Origin of the sequence: Pseudanabaena sp. Chao 1811 (genome assembly GCF_027942295.1) — a bacterium.
Classification (GTDB): domain Bacteria; phylum Cyanobacteriota; class Cyanobacteriia; order Pseudanabaenales; family Pseudanabaenaceae; genus Pseudanabaena.
Map to the genome: position 1 here is coordinate 370,111 of NZ_CP101416.1, position 19,147 is coordinate 389,257.

General features: G+C 42.6%; 14 protein-coding genes and 3 pseudogenes. 6 read left to right on the forward strand and 11 right to left on the reverse strand.

Annotation, left to right across the window (positions count from 1 at the left end):
* Window positions 1-3: 3 nt before the first annotated feature.
* Both NMG48_RS01675 and NMG48_RS01680 read left to right on the forward strand, forming a co-directional pair.
* Complete coding sequence (locus NMG48_RS01675) at window positions 4-1,725, forward strand: CocE/NonD family hydrolase (protein WP_271253725.1); 1,722 nt, start codon at window positions 4-6, stop codon at window positions 1,723-1,725.
* A gap of 234 nt (window positions 1,726-1,959) precedes the next feature.
* Window positions 1,960-4,890 carry a cation-translocating P-type ATPase gene (locus NMG48_RS01680; protein WP_271253726.1) on the forward strand — a complete coding sequence of 977 codons (2,931 nt, stop codon included), beginning with the start codon at window positions 1,960-1,962 and terminating at the stop codon, window positions 4,888-4,890.
* A gap of 25 nt (window positions 4,891-4,915) precedes the next feature.
* Here NMG48_RS01680 and NMG48_RS01685 read toward each other — a convergent pair whose 3' ends face one another.
* The 6 genes from NMG48_RS01685 to kdpA form a co-directional block, all read right to left on the reverse strand.
* Window positions 4,916-6,019, reverse strand: coding sequence for a universal stress protein (locus tag NMG48_RS01685; RefSeq protein WP_271253727.1), 1,104 nt, complete (start codon window positions 6,017-6,019; stop codon window positions 4,916-4,918).
* Window positions 6,020-6,024: 5 nt separating this feature from the next.
* A complete protein-coding gene (locus tag NMG48_RS01690) occupies window positions 6,025-6,657 on the reverse strand; it encodes a hypothetical protein (RefSeq protein ID WP_271253728.1) in 633 nt (210 codons plus the stop codon).
* Window positions 6,658-6,690: 33 nt separating this feature from the next.
* Window positions 6,691-7,317, reverse strand: coding sequence for a K(+)-transporting ATPase subunit C (gene kdpC, locus NMG48_RS01695; RefSeq protein ID WP_271253729.1), 627 nt, complete (start codon window positions 7,315-7,317; stop codon window positions 6,691-6,693).
* A 39-nt stretch (window positions 7,318-7,356) separates the two neighbouring features.
* The gene (locus NMG48_RS01700) at window positions 7,357-7,584 is read right to left on the reverse strand and encodes a potassium-transporting ATPase subunit F (protein WP_271253730.1); all 228 of its coding nucleotides are present in this window, start codon (window positions 7,582-7,584) and stop codon (window positions 7,357-7,359) included.
* 133 nt (window positions 7,585-7,717) lie between these two features.
* Window positions 7,718-9,778 carry a potassium-transporting ATPase subunit KdpB gene (gene kdpB / locus NMG48_RS01705; RefSeq protein WP_345961221.1) on the reverse strand — a complete coding sequence of 687 codons (2,061 nt, stop codon included), beginning with the start codon at window positions 9,776-9,778 and terminating at the stop codon, window positions 7,718-7,720.
* A 115-nt stretch (window positions 9,779-9,893) separates the two neighbouring features.
* Window positions 9,894-11,606: a potassium-transporting ATPase subunit KdpA gene (gene kdpA / locus NMG48_RS01710; RefSeq protein ID WP_345961236.1), complete on the reverse strand. Its 1,713-nt coding sequence runs from the start codon at window positions 11,604-11,606 to the stop codon at window positions 9,894-9,896.
* A 257-nt stretch (window positions 11,607-11,863) separates the two neighbouring features.
* Here kdpA and NMG48_RS01715 point away from each other — a divergent pair.
* Window positions 11,864-14,296 (forward strand): annotated as a pseudogene (locus NMG48_RS01715) (type IIG restriction enzyme/methyltransferase); the annotation flags it as partial.
* A 16-nt stretch (window positions 14,297-14,312) separates the two neighbouring features.
* On the opposite strand, the pseudogene NMG48_RS01720 reads toward NMG48_RS01715, so the two are convergent.
* From NMG48_RS01720 to NMG48_RS01735, 4 genes and pseudogenes are all read right to left on the reverse strand, one after another.
* Window positions 14,313-14,861: pseudogene (locus NMG48_RS01720) on the reverse strand (transposase); the annotation flags it as partial.
* Window positions 14,862-14,890: 29 nt separating this feature from the next.
* Window positions 14,891-15,259 (reverse strand): helix-turn-helix domain-containing protein, encoded by a 369-nt coding sequence (locus NMG48_RS01725; protein ID WP_271251623.1) that lies wholly within the window; start codon window positions 15,257-15,259, stop codon window positions 14,891-14,893.
* 107 nt (window positions 15,260-15,366) lie between these two features.
* A pseudogene (locus NMG48_RS01730) lies at window positions 15,367-15,915 on the reverse strand (transposase); the annotation flags it as partial.
* Window positions 15,916-15,944: 29 nt separating this feature from the next.
* Window positions 15,945-16,313 carry a helix-turn-helix domain-containing protein gene (locus NMG48_RS01735; RefSeq protein ID WP_271251623.1) on the reverse strand — a complete coding sequence of 123 codons (369 nt, stop codon included), beginning with the start codon at window positions 16,311-16,313 and terminating at the stop codon, window positions 15,945-15,947.
* A 13-nt stretch (window positions 16,314-16,326) separates the two neighbouring features.
* Here NMG48_RS01735 and NMG48_RS01740 point away from each other — a divergent pair, with 13 nt between their 5' ends.
* Together NMG48_RS01740 and NMG48_RS01745 are read left to right on the forward strand one after the other, a co-directional pair.
* Window positions 16,327-16,833, forward strand: a complete 507-nt coding sequence (locus NMG48_RS01740) for an Eco57I restriction-modification methylase domain-containing protein (protein WP_271253734.1) — start codon at window positions 16,327-16,329, stop codon at window positions 16,831-16,833.
* Window positions 16,834-17,003: 170 nt separating this feature from the next.
* Window positions 17,004-17,549 carry a TaqI-like C-terminal specificity domain-containing protein gene (locus tag NMG48_RS01745; protein WP_271255225.1) on the forward strand — a complete coding sequence of 182 codons (546 nt, stop codon included), beginning with the start codon at window positions 17,004-17,006 and terminating at the stop codon, window positions 17,547-17,549.
* 92 nt (window positions 17,550-17,641) lie between these two features.
* Here the strand turns inward: NMG48_RS01745 and NMG48_RS01750 are convergent, their stop codons facing one another.
* Window positions 17,642-18,853, reverse strand: coding sequence for an IS256 family transposase (locus NMG48_RS01750; RefSeq protein ID WP_271253735.1), 1,212 nt, complete (start codon window positions 18,851-18,853; stop codon window positions 17,642-17,644).
* Window positions 18,854-18,939: 86 nt separating this feature from the next.
* Here NMG48_RS01750 and NMG48_RS01755 point away from each other — a divergent pair, with 86 nt between their 5' ends.
* Window positions 18,940-19,146 (forward strand): hypothetical protein, encoded by a 207-nt coding sequence (locus tag NMG48_RS01755; RefSeq protein WP_271253736.1) that lies wholly within the window; start codon window positions 18,940-18,942, stop codon window positions 19,144-19,146.
* Window position 19,147 lies beyond the last annotated feature (1 nt).

A 19,147-nucleotide genomic window follows, 5' to 3' on the forward strand; every position in this document is an offset into this window, starting at 1 on the left:
TCCATGCCTCCTAAACTAACCTCCTTCCATTCTCAAGTTAATGTGCAGCGTCAGGTGCAAATCCCCATGCGCGATCGCATTAACTTAACGGCTGATATTTATCGCCCCAAAGGTGTTGATACACCGTTACCAGTACTATTGATGCGCTTACCCTATGGAAGAGCGATCGCCTCCACCTGCACCTATGCTCATCCTAGTTGGTATGCTAGCCAAGGCTATATTGTGGTCATCCAAGATGTGCGAGGCTGTGGTAATGCTGAGGGAGAGTTCTATCCATTTCGCCATGAATATGATGATGGATTTGACACTGTGGAATGGTGTGCCAAGGAACTAGAAGGCAGTAATGGTAAGGTGGGGATGTATGGGTTCTCTTATCAAGGTGTGACCCAATTTCAGGCAGCAGTACAGCAACCCGAAGGACTAGTTACCATCTGCCCAAGTATGGCAACGGCAGATCTATATCATGGCTGGTTTTATTTTGGTGGTGCAGTTTGCCTAGATTTTGATTTGAATTGGGCTTTGCAATTAGCTCAAAATCGCGCATGGTATCTCAAACAAGAACCTCAAGCAACTAAACTTTTTGAGGCGCAAAAGCAATCGAGCAAATGGCTAGAGTCTGCGCCATTAAGTGAAATAGAACTATTTAAAAATGCCGAATTTGGAGATTTTGGTGCTTTCTTTTTCGATTGGATTGGTAATCAAAAAGCAGATGATGACTATTGGCAAAAGCTGAATCCTCTTAGTTATTTCGATCGCTTTGATTTACCAGCCCTACATATTGCAGGATGGGCAGATATTTTCATCGAAGCAACGATTAATACCTATCACCAAGCCCAAGCTGCAACCCAAAAACCTCAGCATTTAGTGATTGGACCTTGGCAGCATCTCCCTTGGTTGCCCAAAGTCGGCGAAATTGACTTTGGTGAAGCCGCAGTTTCGCAAATTGATAAGTTACAGGTTGATTGGTTTGATTTTTGGCTTAAAGGTATTGACAATGGGATCTGCGATCGCGCCCCTGTTCAGCTTTTCCTCATGGGAAAAAATCACTGGCTCGACCTCCCAGAATTCCCTGAATCTCCAAGTATCAAAAATCTCTATCTCTCATCAAACAAAAAATTAACCCCCCAATCACCAATCACCAATCACCCATTACCCGATATCTACGTCTACGATCCCCGCAATCCCAATCCTGCCACAGCTTACGGATTCTACGATCAGCGCCAAGTACATCAGAGATGGGATGTATTGGTTTATCAAAGTGAAGAATTAGAGCAGGACTTAGCGATCGCAGGTATTCCTAAGTTTATTCTCTATGCGGCAACCACAGCGATCGATACCGATTGGGTAATTAAGCTTTTAGATATTTATCCCGATGGTAAGCAAATGCTCGTTTCAATGGGTGTTTTACGAGCCAAGCTCCGTAATTCATGGACTGAGATTGAATGGGTTGAACCTGATGTAGTGCATGAATATCAGATTAACTTGCGTCCGACCTGTCAGGATTTTGCCCAAGGACATCGAATTGGTGTGGCAATTGCTAGTTCTGCTTTTCCGCTCATTGAACGACATTCTAATACACAGAAATCGCCTTCTGAGGCGACTATTAGTGACTTGGTAGAAGCAACGCAGCAAATTTTTTATGGTGCAGAATATCCTTCTCATTTGCAACTACCAATTTGTTCATATAGCAATAGCCCTGTAATAAATTACGGACTGAAAGCTTAAATCCTTTGAAATGGATTGATCATAGGAGTTCTTTAGTCTGCTTTAGCTGACTAAAGCTTTTAGCCAAGAACTTGAGTTCTTGGTTATTTTGCGTAAGTCCTATTTCTTTTAGTTGCTTTAAGATTTCCATCGGGCATCTAATGCTAAGTTAAAACTCAAGATATTTTAAAGATCAAGCCAGAGTTAATTCAGCTTTCATCAACTAGCGAGTTTTAACTTGAGGAGTAAACGAGCGTGGCATCACTTCACCAGCCAATCTGGGTATTGTCCTTTGAAGAAGTCTATGAATCTCTCAAAACTAGTGCCAATGGGCTATCACAGGACGAAGCTAGAAAAAGATTAGAGCAATTTGGCGCTAATGAATTACCTGAACCTGTACAGCGCCCATTGTGGCTCAGATTTTTGGATCAATTGACCCACTTCATGGCTTTGTTGCTATGGGTTGCAGGAATTTTAGCTTTTATTTCACGGACTCCTGAACTGGGTTGGGCAATTTGGGCAGTCATCTGGATTAATGGAATTTTTAGCTTTTGGCAAGAGTTCCAAGCGGAGAAAGCCTTATCTGCGTTAAAAAAAGTATTACCGATGCAGGTCAAGGTTTATCGCAATGGCGAACTCAAGCAGATTCCTGCGCGAGAACTGGTACGTGGCGATGTCATGCAATTGGAAGAAGGCGATCGCATTTCCGCAGATGCTCGTTTAATTTCCGCAGAAAGTCTATATCTCGATGTGTCAGTGATGACGGGGGAATCTCTTCCCGTAGCTCGCAATGCTTACCCTGTGCGGTTACGGGAAGCTGTTTCAGTGCGTGGTGGCAAGACGATGCTTCGCCAAGGGGAACAGCCATTACAGGAAAAGGTTAATCCCTCAGAAATTGCCAACCTTGTTTTAGCAGGCTCCACTGTGGCGGCTGGTCGAGCCGTAGCCGTGGTTTATTCGACGGGTGCAGAAACTGAGTTTGGACAGGTGGCGCATTTAACTACTGTGGTGAAGCGCGATCCCAGCACCCTAGAAGTACAAGTGGCGCGGATCGTGCGAATCATTACCGCGATCGCAGTCAGTATGGGTGTACTGATCTTTTTATTGGCATACTTTCTCGTTGGCATAGAAGTCAAAGAAAGCTTTATTTTCGCGATCGGTATTATTGTGGCTCTAGTGCCAGAGGGATTATTACCAACTGTCACCTTGTCTTTAGCGATCGGTGTCCGCCGCATGGCAAGAAAGAATGCTTTGGTGAGAAGACTGTCGGCAGTGGAATCTCTGAGCGCTACTACGGTCATTTGCACTGATAAAACAGGCACATTGACCAAAAATGAAATGACGGTGCGTTATCTATGGTTACCAACGCAACCCGATGTCGATGCTAATCCTGCTGATCATACTATTGCTAATCAAAACCGACTAATTGAGGTCACAGGCGCAGGTTACGATCCCACCAGTGGGAAAGTTAACCTTCCCTCAGATTCCGAAATTGTATGGAAAGCCAAAATTCTGCTCATTGGTTCTGCACTTTGTTCTAATGCCCGTTTAGTTCATCTCAATGCCCCCAGTCGCTGGCAAGAAATTGGTGATCCTACAGAAGCGGCTCTCTTAGTCGCAGCAGCGAAAGCAGAATTAAATTTAGAAGAATTACAAAAGCAGTTTCCTCGTCTACGGGAAATTCCCTTTGATTCGCGTCGCCTCATGATGACCGTCATTTTAAATTGGCAATCATCAGCATTATGGAAGGATGAACTTCCCAATCTTGCCTTTACCAAGGGCGCACCCTTAGAAGTTCTTAAACATTGTCATTGGATTTTGCGTGATGGTGAGCAGCAGGAATTGACCCATGACTATTGGCAGGAAGTGGTCACGGCAAATGATGATTTGGCTAAGCAAGGTTTTCGGGTATTAGGGCTGGCGGCGAGACGGGGTGGACAGGAACTGATCGATCTTAAGGCTCAGGATCTAGAGCAAAATCTGATCTTCATCGGTTTAGTTGCCATGTTTGATCCACCTCGCGATGAAGTACCCAAAGCGATCGCCCAATGTCATCAAGCAGGGATCAAAGTCACGATGGTAACGGGAGATTACGGACTTACTGCTGAGGCGATCGCCCATCAAATTGGACTAGTTGGCGATCGCGTGCGGGTCGTCACAGGCGAAGGTATGGGGCATCTCTCCGACGCACAACTACGGCAAGTTGTGAAATATCGGCATGGACTGGTGTTTGCGCGGATGTCCCCTGAGCATAAATTGCGTTTGGTACAAGCCTATAAAGATATTGGCGAAATCGTGGCAGTTACAGGTGATGGGGTAAATGATGCGCCTGCGTTACGGGCGGCGAATATTGGCGTGGCAATGGGGCAGAATGGCACGGATGTGGCGCGCGAGGCCGCCGATATTGTGCTGACCGATGACAACTTCGCGACGATTGTGGTGGCGATCGAGCAGGGGCGATCTGTATATCAAAATATTCGTAAGTTTATGACCTACATCTTGGCATCCAATGTCGCGGAACTAGTGCCATTTCTAGCGATGGTGATCTTCAAAATCCCTCCTGCTTTGATCATTATGCAGATTCTGATCGTTGATTTAGGAACGGATATTTTGCCTGCTCTCGCCTTAGGAACCGAACGCGCAGAATTAGGAACGATGCAGTTACCACCCCGCGCCAAATCAAAACCATTGCTCGATCGCTCTTTGTTATTACGTGCTTACTGTTTCTTAGGACTCATCGAGGCAGCCTTAGGGATGTTCGGATTCTTCTGGGTATGGCATAGCTATGGCTATGACTTCAACTCCTTGCAAGCGATCGCACCTGCCATTCTTTCCCATACTACTAACCCAGAAATTAGTTTCATTTATGCTCAAGCAACAACGATGACCTTGGCGATCATCGTGGCTTGTCAAGATGGCAATGTCTTTGCCTGTCGTTCCGAGCAAACTTCGATTTTTCGCATCGGTTTCTTCTCCAATCCTTTCATCTGGTTAGGAATCGCGACAGAGTGGATCTTGATTATCTCAATCATTGAATTTTCGCCCCTACGCCAGATCTTTGCAACTGCGCCCTTGACTATTTGGCAATGGTCACTCTTACTAATCTGTCCTCCGATTTTGCTAGGTGCAGAGGAACTTCGCAAATCGTTCCTTCGTAATCGTAAGAGACGGATTTCTGTTCCATAGATAGAATGAATGTCGTGCATTCTATCTAAATATCTGAGGTCTTACCTGTGGAAATGATGTGAATATCAACATTTTTGAGAAGCCTTAAAATCCGTTGGGTGAGAGACCCCTTAAATAAAATTTGCCAACGAGATTTTTGACTCTCGCCCATGACAATCTGCGTGACTCGATAGCTTTTTGCCGTATCGACGATCGCTTTCAAGGCATTACTATCACGCACACGGATAAAAGTCCCCTCAAATTCCTTACATAGACGCTCACAGGTCTCAATATGTAAGCTTTCAGCCTTAGTCAAAAAGCGATCGGGATCGTCAACGAATAGCACATATAACTGAGCGTGCATATAGTTGGCAATCCTTGCTCCTCTTCGCAATAATTGCAGTGAATTAGGATAGGTGGAAACACAAACTAAAACTCGTTCGTGAATATTACAAACAGGGTTTGTAGAGGACAATGACTGATCATGAGCTTCCAGATCGTCTTCGATATTATCGGCAATTTCCCGCAACGCTAGCTCTCGTAAAGCAATCAAATGACGACGCTGAAAAAAATTATTCAGAGATTGATCGATTTTTTCAGGCGCATAGATTTTGCCTTCGCGTAGTCGTTCTTGGAGGGTCTCAGGGGTAACATCAACGACAACGACTTCATCGGCAGCTTCTAAAATGCGATCAGGAATACGCTCCCGTACGATTATGCCTGTAATCTTCGCCACTGTGTCATTTAGGCTCTCGATATGTTGAATATTTACAGTGGAATAAACATCAATCCCTGCTTCTAGAAGTATTTCTACATCCTGATAACGCTTTTCTCGTTCAGAATTTGGCACATTCGTATGAGCCAATTCATCCACGAGTACTAGCTGTGGCTGACGTTCGAGAATTGCCTCCGTATCCATTTCCGCAAGAGTCACAGAATTACAAGTAATCTGTTGACGGGGAACTATTTCTAAACCTCTTGCCTTTTCTGCGGTTTCAATACGGTTATGGGTTTCCAATAGTCCAATGACCACATCAATTCCTTCAGCACGTAGTCGATGTCCTTCCTCTAGCATCCGATAGGTTTTACCGACTCCTGGACTCATACCGATAAATATTTTATGCTTGCCTCGTCGATGAGCTTTAATCATGATCCTCAGACAGATGCTAATTCTAATTTAGATTGCTCAAACATAAAGGCGATCGCCGCAAATAGTAACTTCAAATTTTGAATTGTATAAATCGTAATCTCTTTCGTAAAGTGATTTACACCATGCTTTTCTCTAAGCATGGCAAATTCCCAAATTACACCATTAGATACAATCCCAAATATAGTCGTTGAATTTTGATTTGCTTGATAATTAATCTTTTGAGCAGCAATCATCTCCGCGATACATTGCGCCCAGCCTTCCTCAAAGTTATCTTTTTTTGCTTCTACGATAATCAAAAATGGCTTTTCGAGAAAGATTTTACCCATAGGCGATCGCTTTGCCACCATGTAGTCAGGGATACCACATAGATTTTCATCATAATTCAGGGGTTGATGACTCCAGAGTAGTAGCTCATTTTTATAAAGTTTCCATACTTCTCGAAGTGTAGGATAGATTAAGGTTTCACAAAGAGCGTATTCTGAGTTTTTATAGACTCCTTCTTTCAGTGTCAATTCAATTTCAGATTCAAAGTATTTCGGTACTTCTACTTCAGCTATTTGGATAAAGTTTTGTTCAGCATAGGTAACTGCAAATTCGCCTAGTACTTCATCAATTTTTTTGTAATTGTTGTATGGCATATTTTAAATTTATGTGAATCTAGTTTAGCGAAATCATAAACTATCTAAAGCTAAGTTAAGCTTTAACACATTCACGCCATCTTCGCCAAAGATACCGAGAAAACGGCGATCAGTATTTTGTTGAATTAATGTTTCTAGCTTACTAGGTTCAACTTTGCGAGCTAGAGCTACTTTTTGGATTTGAGCTTTAGCGGCTTCAGGGGTAATGTGAGGATCGAGGCTAGAACCAGAGGTATAAATCAAATCTGCGGTGGGTTTAATACCTGCTGTTTGAAGTCTGGTGATATCTCCCGCGATCGCCTTACTAGGATCGGGGTCAGACTTACCTTTAATGCGATTTAGCAGATCGGGATTGCTAGGTGCTAAATTACTCGCGCCTGAAACTCCAGTTTTTAGAATACCAGCATCATCTTTTTGAGGATTAGCGGTGCTGTAGTTGGTGGTACTAGGGCGACTATTGAAATATTTGTCACTGGTAAATGGTTGTCCAATCAGTGCAGAACCAACTATTTGTCCTTGAGCATTAAGGATGAGGCTACCATTGGCTTGATTTGAGAGAAATGGTAATTTGGCGATCGCTAATATTCCAAAAGGATAAATCACAGCGACGAGTATCCAAAGAACAAGAGTGGCACGAATAGCCTTAATAATTTCATTCATAGATTTTGGGTAATTCGTAATTCGTAATTCGTAATTAATTTAAAACTTCTCAGGTTGAAACATCACGACAAAGAGATAGATAGAGAATGCAAAGGTGGCAATTCCTAAAAGTCCTAGAGCGTAGGCTTGGAATTTGGTGAAGCTTTCAGCATTGGCGGCATAGACTGCGGGGGCAACGATGAGGTTGAGGCAGAGGGCAAAGAAGATATATTTAGGATATTTCTTTTGAGTTGCGAGTTGCCATAGATCGGCAAGAAAGTTGTTCATAGTGGGTTAGAAATAAATTAAAAGTCAGAATCACAGATTAGACAGATTAAGGGATTACACAGATTTTTAGATTTGACTGTTAGCTGAAATAGCATCAAAATCAGTGACATCAAACAATCCATTTAATCGGTGTTCAAGTGATTGGGAGAAGAATATCGATAAACTTGATGGCAATAAATGGAGCGATTACTCCTCCCAGTCCGTAGAGGAGAATATTGCGCTGGAGGAGTTGATCGGCAGTGAGAGGTCGAAATTTGACACCTTTGAGCGCTAGAGGAATTAGGGCAGGAATAATCAAAGCGTTGTAGATTAATGCTGAGAGAATTGCCGATTGGGGACTCTTGAGACCCATGATATTTAATGCGCCAATTCCTGCGGCGGCGAAGATCGTGGGGATAATCGCGAAGTATTTGGCGATGTCATTGGCGATCGAAAAAGTGGTCAATGCACCACGGGTAATCAGCAGTTGCTTCCCGATCGCCACGAGATCAATTAGCTTAGTCGGATCGCTATCCAAATCCACCATATTTGCAGCTTCCTTGGCGGCTTGTGTCCCTGAGTTCATCGCTACGCCCACATTTGCCTGAGCCAAGGCAGGAGCGTCATTTGTGCCATCCCCTGTCATCGCTACTAGTTTGCCCTGAGCCTGTTCGCTACGAATGACTTCGATTTTATCTTCGGGAGTTGCTTCAGCGATGAAGTCATCGACCCCTGCCTCTTGAGCAATTACGGAAGCAGTAATCTGGTTATCGCCTGTGAGCATGATCGTGCGGACACCCATCCGTCGCAGTTGATCGAAACGTTCGCGCAATCCGGGTTTGACAATATCTTTGAGATAAATGACTCCGTAGAGGTCGCCGCCCTGACATAAGCCCAAGGGAGTGCCGCCTAGTTTGGAGACTTTCTCATAGGCAGATTCAAATTCCTCTGGAACATGTCCAGCACGCGATCGCACAAAGCCTCGAATTGCATCTACGGCTCCCTTGCGAACTTCGATATTATCGGGTAAATCTGTGCCACTCATGCGGGTACGGGCGGAGAAATCAATGCCTTTAGCTTGGTTGCGATCGAAATTCAGCACGGCTCCTGATTGTTCGGCTAATTGCACAATCGAGCGTCCTTCAGGGGTTTCATCAAAGATGCTTGCCGCAAGCGCAACTGTAGCAACCTCAGCGAGGCTGTGACCATTAACGGGGATAAACTCATCGGCGAGGCGATTGCCGAGGGTAATTGTGCCAGTCTTATCGAGAACGAGGGTATTGATATCACCGCAAGCTTCGACAGCACGACCAGAGGTGGCAATCACATTAAATTGAGCGACTCGATCCATACCTGCAATCCCGATCGCACTGAGTAAGCCGCCAATCGTCGTCGGAATCAGGGCAACTAAAAGGGAAACCAAAATTGCGATCGTGGTGGGCGTATTGACATAATTGGCGAGGGGAGTCATCGTTGCCACGACAATCAGAAACACCTGTGTTAGCACCGTTAGCAGTACGGTCAAGGCAATTTCGTTAGGCGTTTTTGTGCGCTCGGCTCCTTCGACTAGGGCAATCATGCGATCGATAAATCCCTGTCCGGGGTCGGCAGTAATCCGAATCGTCAATTCATCGGAAACTACGCGAGTACCACCTGTAACGGAACTAGCGATATCCGTCCCCGGTTGCTTGAGAACGGGAGCCGATTCGCCTGTGATGGCGGATTCATCAACGGAAGCTAAACCTGCGATCACTTCTCCATCGGCAGGAATCATCTCACCGATCGCTACTTTCACAAAGTCACCACGCCGCAATTCCGTAGAACTAGTGGGTTGAACCGTGCCATCGGGAAGAACTTTTCGAGCGATCGTATCCGATCGCGTGGTGCGTAGGGAATCAGCCTGAGCTTTACCCCGTCCCTCAGCGATCGCCTCGGCAAAGTTGGCAAATACCACTGTAAAGAAGAGAATGATTGTAATCGCACCATTGAGAAGCCTTTGTTGATTGGGATCGGCTTGGACATTACCAAAGAAATTCGGATCGATGGTGACAAGTAAAGTAACTAATGTGCCAACCCAAACCATAAACATGACAGGATTTCGTACTGCAATTTTGGGATTCAGTTTCCGAAAAGCATCACAAATAGCACGTTGGTAGAGTCCCGCCATTGATGCTTTGGGCGTATGTTTACGCGAGTCACGAGTGCCGCTAGGCATGGGTTTTATTGAAGAATTATTCATAGAATTTGAAATTATTTGTGACTATCCAGATCCCCGACTTTTTGTGTGAATTTACAAGTTATCTTTGATTTGGCAGAAAAAGTCGGGGATCTCAACCTCCTCCTCTAGCAATTAGAAAACTTTCTGCAATAGAACCAAGCGCTAGTACTGGAAAGAAAGTTAAAGCTCCCATAATCAAAATCACTCCAGCCGTAACGCTAGTAAATAGAACGGTATCGGTTCTCAATGTCCCTGTGGTCATCGCCACAGGTTGCTTACGCGAAATGCCATCCGCTAGAAGTAATAAGGCGATCGCAGGAATATAACGCCCGCCTAACAAACTGACGGAAGTGCTGAGATTCCACCATAGAGCAGAGCTTGCGGGTTGAGTATCAGCTAAGCCTTCAAAACCAGAACCATTATTGGCGGCTGCCGAAGCATATTCATAGACAACTTGCGAGAGTCCGTGAAATCCAGAATTGCTAATCCCTGCCAACTGATCGGGAAATGCTAAGGCGATCGCACTAGGGATGAGAATAAAAATTGGATGGATTAGCAAAATCAAGAAACTCGTTAAAACCACTTCATTTTTCTCAATCTTGCGCCCAAAAAATTCTGGAGTTCTACCGACCATTAGCCCTGTCACAAATACCGCCAAAATCAAGTAGGCAAATAAATAGGCGGTTCCTGTTCCCTGTCCGCCCCAAATGATTTGCAGGAATAGATTTGACAGAGTGATAAAACCGCCACTAGGCATAAGGGAATCGTGCATGGAATTTACTGCACCTGTCATCGTTCCTGTGGTGGTCACAGCAAATAGAGCAGACTGCGCCCAACCAAAGCGAACTTCTTTTCCTTCAAGGTTAGGGCTTTGCGAACCAAGTAACGCATTCACCAGAGGATTGCCTTGGTATTCGCCAATTCCTACCACGACAATAAAAATTACATAGAGAATAAATACCATTCCAAAAATGAGCCAAGCTTGCTTACGGTTATGAGCAATTTCGCCATAGGCAAAAATTAGTGCCGTAGGAATGGAAATCATCGCCAAAATTTGAATCAGATTCGTAAAGCCATTGGGATTCTCAAACGGGTGGGTAGAATTAGCACTAAAAAATCCGCCGCCATTTTCGCCCAGTTGCTTAATAATCTCGAAATGAGCGACAGGTCCGATCGCGATCGCCTGACTAATATTTGCATCTTCTAAAGTTGGCACAACTACGGGAGCCGATAGGGTTTCGGGGACACCTGCGGCAATGAATATAATTGCGCCAATAATGCTAATTGGTAACAGGATTCTCGTAATCGACTGCGTTAAATCCACATAGAAATTACCAAGCGATCGCCCAGTTAAACCACGAATAAAAGCAATCCCAATCGCTAATCCTGTACCCGCAGAAGTAAAGAATAAAAATCCTAAACCCAAGGTCTGGGTGAAGTAACTGAGAGTGGTTTCACCAGCATAGTGCTGCTGGTCAGTATTGGTAATGAAGGAAATCGTGGTATGTAAGGCGGTATCCCAACTAGGAGCGCTCAAACCTGTAGGATTTAGCGGTAATGCTCCCTGAAACATGATCATCAGGAATAGCATAATTGCCATGACCAAATTACTATACAAAATTGCACGAGCATATTGCCAGCCCGTCATCTGTACCTTTGACTGCACGCCACTGAGACTAAAAATCAAATTCTCAAATGGTGTCAGAACTTTGTCTAGAAATGTCTTTTGCCCTAAAAATACCCGTGCGATGTAACGACCAAATATCGGTGCGATCGCTACAATCAGCAACAGTGTAATTCCTATCTGCATCCATCCTTGTAGCATGGAGATTTCTACTTCCTTTTGAGTCGATGAAGTATCAAGCAATTGCTGTGATAGTCAAATCATCAACCTATTTCTCTACTCTGACAAGGTATATCTTTTTGTTTAGAATTCTCTTGCTTACTTAAGTATAGATTTTAAACATTTTCAAGATTGCGTTGTTTAGACAGTGTTTAGATGGTGTTTAGTTAGCGGTGATCGCTAGCTACGAAATCAGGCATAATGAGATTAGCCGATATTTTCACTTAATGTAAAGTTTGATGATCCTTAATAAGCTCGAACCCAAGCAAGCATTAAATAGTAAGTATTTGAAGATTAAGCCTGATGCGGAGAATATTCAGGAATTTAAGGCTAATTTGGGGCGGATGCTTAAAGATTGTGACAACAAAAAGGATGAAGAGTTTAATAAAAATTTACTGAGTGATTTTCTAAAAAAGAGCTTTTATGGCGATCGCTATTTCATTAATACGAAGGAAAATAGCGATCTAGTAATCCACAATGATAAGGATGTGGAAAGTACGGTTGGGGTGATCTTTGAGACGAAGAAGCCAACTAAAACTAATAGTGGGGAAATGCCAAGGGTAGATCATCTCAATCGCAAGGCTTTTCAGCAGTTGGTTTTATATTTTTTGCGGGAGAGGGTGACGCATGGCAATGTTGCGGTGAAGCATTTGGTGGTGACGAATATTTATGAGTGGTTTATTTTTGATGCGAAGATTTTTGAGGAGTTGTTTTATAGCGATAAGCAGTTAGTTAAGAATTTTCAGGATTTTGGAGAGGGGCGGCTGAGTGGGACAACAACGGACTTTTTTTACAAGCAGATTGCGGAACCTGCGATCGCTAAGGTAATTGACCGCATTAAATTCACACATTTTGATTTGCGCGATCTTGAGAATTTAGATTTGCTTGATCTTTACAAGATTCTTTCGCCTGAGCATTTGTTGAAGTTGCCCTTTGCTAATGACAGCAATAGTTTAAATAAGCCTTTTTATAATGAGTTGCTGTATATCATTGGGTTGACGGAAACGAAGTCAGGGGGCAAGAAGTTAATTGGGCGGATGGCGGAAAGCGATCGCCATGATGGTTCTTTGATTGAGAATGCGATTAGTCGTTTGGATAGTTTGGATAAGATTTCGCAGTTAAAGAAGCCTGAAGAGTTTGGGGAGAGTTACGAGGAGAGGCTTTTTAATGTGGCGCTGCGGTTGTCGATTAATTGGATTAATCGGATTTTGTTTTTAAAGTTATTGGAGGCGCAGTTAATTAAATATCATCAAGGCGATCGCGATTTTGCTTTTCTGAATTTGGCAAAGATGCAGAACTATGATGATCTGGATAGTCTGTTTTTTGATGTGTTGGCAAGGGAGCAGGATAGGCGCGAGGCAAAGGTTAAGGCGGCTTTTGCGAATGTGCCTTATTTGAATAGTTCGCTATTTGAGCCAACAGAGGCGGAGCAGCAAACGATTGTAATTAGCAATCTCAAGGATCGGGATTTGCCAATTTTTAGCGGGACGGTGCTGAAGGATGGTAATGGGAATAAGCGATCAGGTGAGTTGAATGCGTTGGCTTATTTGTTTGAGTTTTTGGATGCTTATAAGTTCGATCGCGATGAGTTGGAAGATACGCAGGAAGATAGTGAGAAGTTGATTAATGCCTCGGTGTTGGGGTTGATTTTTGAGAAGATTAATGGCTATAAGGATGGGTCTTTCTATACGCCGAGCTTTATTACGATGTATATGTGTCGGGAGACGATACGGCGGGCGGTGGTGCAGAAGTTTAATGAGGTGAAGGGTTGGAATTGTCAGAGTCTTGATGATTTGTATGAGAGGATTGAAGATAAAAAAGAGGCGAATGCAATTATCAATAGTCTCAAGATTTGCGATCCTGCGGTGGGTTCGGGGCATTTCTTGGTTTCAGCTTTGAATGAGATGATCGCGATTAAGAGTGAATTGCGTGTTTTATTGGATCGCTCTGGTAAGTCGCTAAAAGATTATCGAGTGGAAGTACGGAATGATAAGTTGTTGGTTTACGATGATGAAGGGAAGTTGTTTGCTTATCATCCGAATAATGCTGAGAAACAGCGTGTGCAGGAGGCTCTATTTCATGAGAAGCAAACGATTATTGAGAGTTGTTTGTTTGGGGTGGATATTAATCCTAATTCGGTGACGATTTGTCGGTTGCGGTTGTGGATTGAGCTTTTGAAGAATGCTTATTATAGACCAGATGGTAATCTGGAAACCCTGCCAAATATCGACATTAATATCAAGTGTGGTAATTCTTTGATTAGTCGGTTTGGGTTGGATGTGGATGTGAAACAGGTTTTGAAGAAGCAGAAGTTTAGTATTGAACAGTATCGAAATGCGGTGCAGACTTATCGCAGTGCGGAAAGTAAGGCGCAAAAGCGAGAGATGGAAAATTTGATTGCGAAGATTAAGGCTGGTTTTAGTTCGACTTTGTTGGCTGGTGATCCTAAGAAGGTGAAGTTACGACAGTTGCAAGCGGAGCTTTATAGTGTCGAAAATCAGACTTTGTTATTTGAAGAGACTAAGGCGGAGGTTAAGGATAGAGAAAAGAAGGTTAATAAGTTAAATAATGAGATTGATAAGTTAACTGCGGAGATTGAGGATATTGAAAGCGGTCGGCTCTATGAGAATGCTTTGGAATGGCGGTTTGAGTTTCCTGAAGTTTTGAATGATACAGTCCATTGAGGGATTAAGTAGTACAGTAACAACACTTAGTAAACCAATTTTTGAAGAAATCTTTTTCTAACAAGTAAGGGAAAACGTTGATTAAATGCTGAAGTAGTTTTTGAGAATGAGGTCTAAGCAATCTAATAAAATATTTGAGAACCGACCACATCATCTCAATTGGATTAAAATCAGGAGAATAGGTGGGTAAGTACAAAATCTTAGCACCTGTCGCTGTAATTGCTTTTGCGACCCCCTCAACTTTATGGCAGTTGAGGTTATCCATGATGATCCTATGCTCAGGACGTAATTTAGGTACTAGGTCATCTTGGACAAAGGTGAGAAAATCTGCTCCTTTCATAGAACCCTGAATCGTTTTCAGGCAAACAATCCCATCAACTGAAATAGCGCCAATTATTGTGTATTTCTGACCTTTGTAAAAGGGACGAAGACTGAATACTCTTTTGCCACATTCACTTCTTGCCACAGAGCGTTCCATCCCCTGCCATACTCCCGTTTCATCAATACAAATCAGATCTTCAGCTTTCACTTCATTCAATGCTTCCCAAAATTCACATCTTTGCTGTTGTACTGCCTCACTTTTTACCTTTTCATGGCGATAGGTCTTTTTTTTAGAGTGATGTTATGCCTCTGGAAAAATCGGCACATGCTGCCTGTGGTCACTGATACTCCTGTTTGTTCTGCTACTTCTTCACAGTACTGCCATAGTGTCCAATCTGGATGCTCTGAGACAATTTCGAGGATTTTCTCCTGATGCGCTTCGAGGGGACTTTTGATTGGACTACCTAATGGTTTGTGGTTTAGTTCTCCTGTCTCTCGGTATTGATTCAGTAGTTTTTGCACTGTTTTCGTCGCGACTTGAAATTGCTTCGCTACTTCCCGAATCGATGTATTTCCTGCTTCGTAGTTTGCTACGATCTTTTCTCTGAGATCTAGTGAGTAAGGTGCCATTTTTTACTCTCTTTTGGGTTTTGCTATCCTAGCTTATCTTGTACTACTCTTTCCCTCAATAGGCTGTAGTGGCGATTTTGTTGGCTTTGATACAGTCCATTGAGGGATTAAGTAGTACAGTAACAACACTTAGTAAACCAATTTTTGAAGAAATCTTTTTCTAACAAGTAAGGGAAAACGTTGATTAAATGCTGAAGTAGTTTTTGAGAATGAGGTCTAAGCAATCTAATAAAATATTTGAGAACCGACCACATCATCTCAATTGGATTAAAATCAGGAGAATAGGTGGGTAAGTACAAAATCTTAGCACCTGTCGCTGTAATTGCTTTTGCGACCCCCTCAACTTTATGGCAGTTGAGGTTATCCATGATGATCCTATGCTCAGGACGTAATTTAGGTACTAGGTCATCTTGGACAAAGGTGAGAAAATCTGCTCCTTTCATAGAACCCTGAATCGTTTTCAGGCAAACAATCCCATCAACTGAAATAGCGCCAATTATTGTGTATTTCTGACCTTTGTAAAAGGGACGAAGACTGAATACTCTTTTGCCACATTCACTTCTTGCCACAGAGCGTTCCATCCCCTGCCATACTCCCGTTTCATCAATACAAATCAGATCTTCAGCTTTCACTTCATTCAATGCTTCCCAAAATTCACATCTTTGCTGTTGTACTGCCTCACTTTTTACCTTTTCATGGCGATAGGTCTTTTTTTTAGAGTGATGTTATGCCTCTGGAAAAATCGGCACATGCTGCCTGTGGTCACTGATACTCCTGTTTGTTCTGCTACTTCTTCACAGTACTGCCATAGTGTCCAATCTGGATGCTCTGAGACAATTTCGAGGATTTTCTCCTGATGCGCTTCGAGGGGACTTTTGATTGGACTACCTAATGGTTTGTGGTTTAGTTCTCCTGTCTCTCGGTATTGATTCAGTAGTTTTTGCACTGTTTTCGTCGCGACTTGAAATTGCTTCGCTACTTCCCGAATCGATGTATTTCCTGCTTCGTAGTTTGCTACGATCTTTTCTCTGAGATCTAGTGAGTAAGGTGCCATTTTTTACTCTCTTTTGGGTTTTGCTATCCTAGCTTATCTTGTACTACTCTTTCCCTCAATAGGCTGTATCGTAATTGGTAATCCGCCTTATGGAGTAACATTAACTAAACAAGAAGACTCTCTATTTAGGCAAAATTATCAAGTATCGAATTATCAAATTGATACATATACTTTATTTACTGAGTTAGGAATAAAAATTAGCAACCCTAACTTTATTCTATGTTTGATTATCCCTAATACTTGGTATGCATCAATTTATGATACTCAATATAGAAAGTATTTAATAGATAATAAATTTGTTAATAGCATTACAACTTGCCCAGTTAATACCTTTGATGATGCCGTAGTTGAAACCTGCATTTTAGAATGCATCCCCAAAAATAATAAAGATTATTTTGAAGTTTATTCTCTCAAAAAAGAAGAATTAAACAAGGTTCTATTTGATGACATTATATCTAATGAAAGATATTCAATTGGTTCATTTTCAAAATCAAGTGATTTTACGCTGACAAAAAAATAATTGATTCCAACGAAAAAGTTAATGATTATTTTGATGTAATATGGGGAATAAAAGTTTATGAGAAAGGTAAGGGAAATCCTCCTCAAACTGGTGAAGAATCACAACAAAAAATCTTTCATTCAGAAAGCCGTCTCACTCCTACACATAAGCCTTTAATTGGAGGCAGTGAAATTTTTCCATACAGATTATCATGGAAAGGTGGCTTTGTAAATTATGGAGATTGGATTGCAGCACCTAGAAAGCCAATATGGTTTGAGGCTAATCCCAGAATTGTTGTTAGAGAGGTTACATCAAAAGGACATATTTTTGCAACACTAATATTTGATGAATATGTTTTCTCAAATTCAGTTGATGGAATAAAAAGTAAATCAAATAATATTCAAGATTTAAAAATTTTGCTTGCTATACTCAACTCTAAGTTTGCACGGTTCTTTCACTTAAATAAATCTGGTAATAGCTCAAAAGACACTTTCCCTAAAATTTTACTTCAAGATCTCAGAGAATTCCCATTTCCAAAAGGTAGAAGCAATTTTGAAGAAATCTCGATAATTGTTGACGAAATTCTCACTGCTAAAAAAGGCGATCCTAATGCTGATACGAGCGAATTAGAAAAGAAGTGCGATCACTTAGTTTACAAACTCTATCAACTCACCTATGAAGAAGTAAAAATCATTGATCCAGAATTTGAACTAACAGAACAGGCACTGGTGAGTTAATTAGTGAGACAATGAAATCCCCTAGAGGATAATAATTCCAGCATAAAAACGGGACGATGAGACTGTCAAGTAAAATGTGTAAAGTCTAGAAGCTAGACGTGGAGACGATCCTCGAAGAGGATGGCAAAGCGATTAAGAGCAGGTTTCCAATCACGAATCGGCATCGTCCACTTCTTCGAGATATTCCGCATTGCTAAATAAACGAGCTTGAAAGCAGCATCATCAGAGGGAAAAATCTGTTGGGATTTAATCACCTTCCGCAAACTACTGTTCATCGACTCAATCGCATTGGTGGTATAAATCGCCCTGCGAATCTCGGTCGGGAAAGCAAAGAAGGGGATAATGTTTGCCCAATGACTGCGCCAAGACTTGGAGATTGATGGATATTGCTTGTCCCACTTTTCAGCAAAGAGTTCGAGATTAAACTCAGCCTCCGATTCCGTCGCCGCGCTATAAATAGCCTTGAGGTCAGCACAAACTTGCTTGCGTTGTTGCCAAGGTACAAAAGCGACCGAGTTTCTGACCATGTGGACAATGCATAACTGCACCTGAGTTTTAGGAAATACCGTCTCAATCGCATTAGGGAAACCAGTCAAGCCATCGACACAGGCAATCAAAATATCTTTGACCCCACGGTTGTGAATTTCGGTGAGTACTGACAACCAGAATTTCGCACCTTCATTCGGAGAAATCCACATACCCAGTAATTCCTTGTACCCGTCCATATTCACGCCCAAGGCAAAGTACAAGGATTTGTTAATCACTCTGCCATTGTCTCGGACTTTGATGACTAGACAGTCCAGAAAGACGATTGGATAGACTGCTTCAAGGGGACGGTTTTGCCATTGCTTCACCTCGTCAATTACTGCATCTGTAACATTGGAAATAAGTGTTGGTGATACTTCAACACCATCCATTTCTTGCAACTGGGCTTGAATATCCCTGACACTCATACCTCGTGCGTAGAGAGCAATGATCTTTTCATCTAGTCCTGACAAGCGACTTTGTCCTTTCTTCACCATCTGCGGTTCAAACTCCCCTTGCCGATCTCGGGGGACTGCGATTTCGGCTACGCCAAAGTCACCTTGCACTTTTTTCTGGCTATAACCGTTGCGACTGTTGGTTTGTCCTTCTGGTCTAGGTTCGTGCTTACCGTATCCCAGATGGGTTGATAGTTCTGCTTCCAATGCTCTCTCCACCAACGCGGTTGTCAGTTGTTTCAGAATGCCTCCTTCTCCGAATAGGTCAGGTGGTGTTTTACATTCTTGCAGCAATTCGTCGAGCAATTCTTTGCGTATATTCATCAGTTTTAGTGTTGGTAATTGTGTGTCTAGATCATCTCTCTGTATATATCCCAGACTTTACACACTTCACTTTACACTCTCAAATTATGAGCACATCCGATTGCAACCCACCACAGATTAATCCAGCTACCCAAGAAACAGCACAAAAACTCTTTAGCGAAATTAGTCATCTTATTGATGTCGCCAAACAACGCGCCGCCATTGCTATTATTAGAAAAGAGCTACTCCAAGCAAAGCTCCAACAAGCGATCGCTTCAGCACGTCGGCAATTACCTTCATCGGAACAGGATTGAT

Excerpts from the sequence above, each read along its gene's own strand:
- NMG48_RS01675 (WP_271253725.1), top strand. The coding sequence starts at position 4 with ATGCCTCCTAAACTAACCTCCTTCCATTCTCAAGTTAATGTGCAGCGT.
- NMG48_RS01685 (WP_271253727.1), bottom strand. The coding sequence starts at position 6,019 with ATGATTAAAGCTCATCGACGAGGCAAGCATAAAATATTTATCGGTATG.
- NMG48_RS01690 (WP_271253728.1), bottom strand. The coding sequence starts at position 6,657 with ATGCCATACAACAATTACAAAAAAATTGATGAAGTACTAGGCGAATTT.
- kdpC (WP_271253729.1), bottom strand. The coding sequence starts at position 7,317 with ATGAATGAAATTATTAAGGCTATTCGTGCCACTCTTGTTCTTTGGATA.
- NMG48_RS01700 (WP_271253730.1), bottom strand. The coding sequence starts at position 7,584 with ATGAACAACTTTCTTGCCGATCTATGGCAACTCGCAACTCAAAAGAAA.
- kdpB (WP_345961221.1), bottom strand. The coding sequence starts at position 9,778 with ATGCCTAGCGGCACTCGTGACTCGCGTAAACATACGCCCAAAGCATCA.
- kdpA (WP_345961236.1), bottom strand. The coding sequence starts at position 11,606 with ATGCTACAAGGATGGATGCAGATAGGAATTACACTGTTGCTGATTGTA.
- NMG48_RS01725 (WP_271251623.1), bottom strand. The coding sequence starts at position 15,259 with ATGGCACCTTACTCACTAGATCTCAGAGAAAAGATCGTAGCAAACTAC.
- NMG48_RS01735 (WP_271251623.1), bottom strand. The coding sequence starts at position 16,313 with ATGGCACCTTACTCACTAGATCTCAGAGAAAAGATCGTAGCAAACTAC.
- NMG48_RS01750 (WP_271253735.1), bottom strand. The coding sequence starts at position 18,853 with ATGAATATACGCAAAGAATTGCTCGACGAATTGCTGCAAGAATGTAAA.
- NMG48_RS01755 (WP_271253736.1), top strand. The coding sequence starts at position 18,940 with ATGAGCACATCCGATTGCAACCCACCACAGATTAATCCAGCTACCCAA.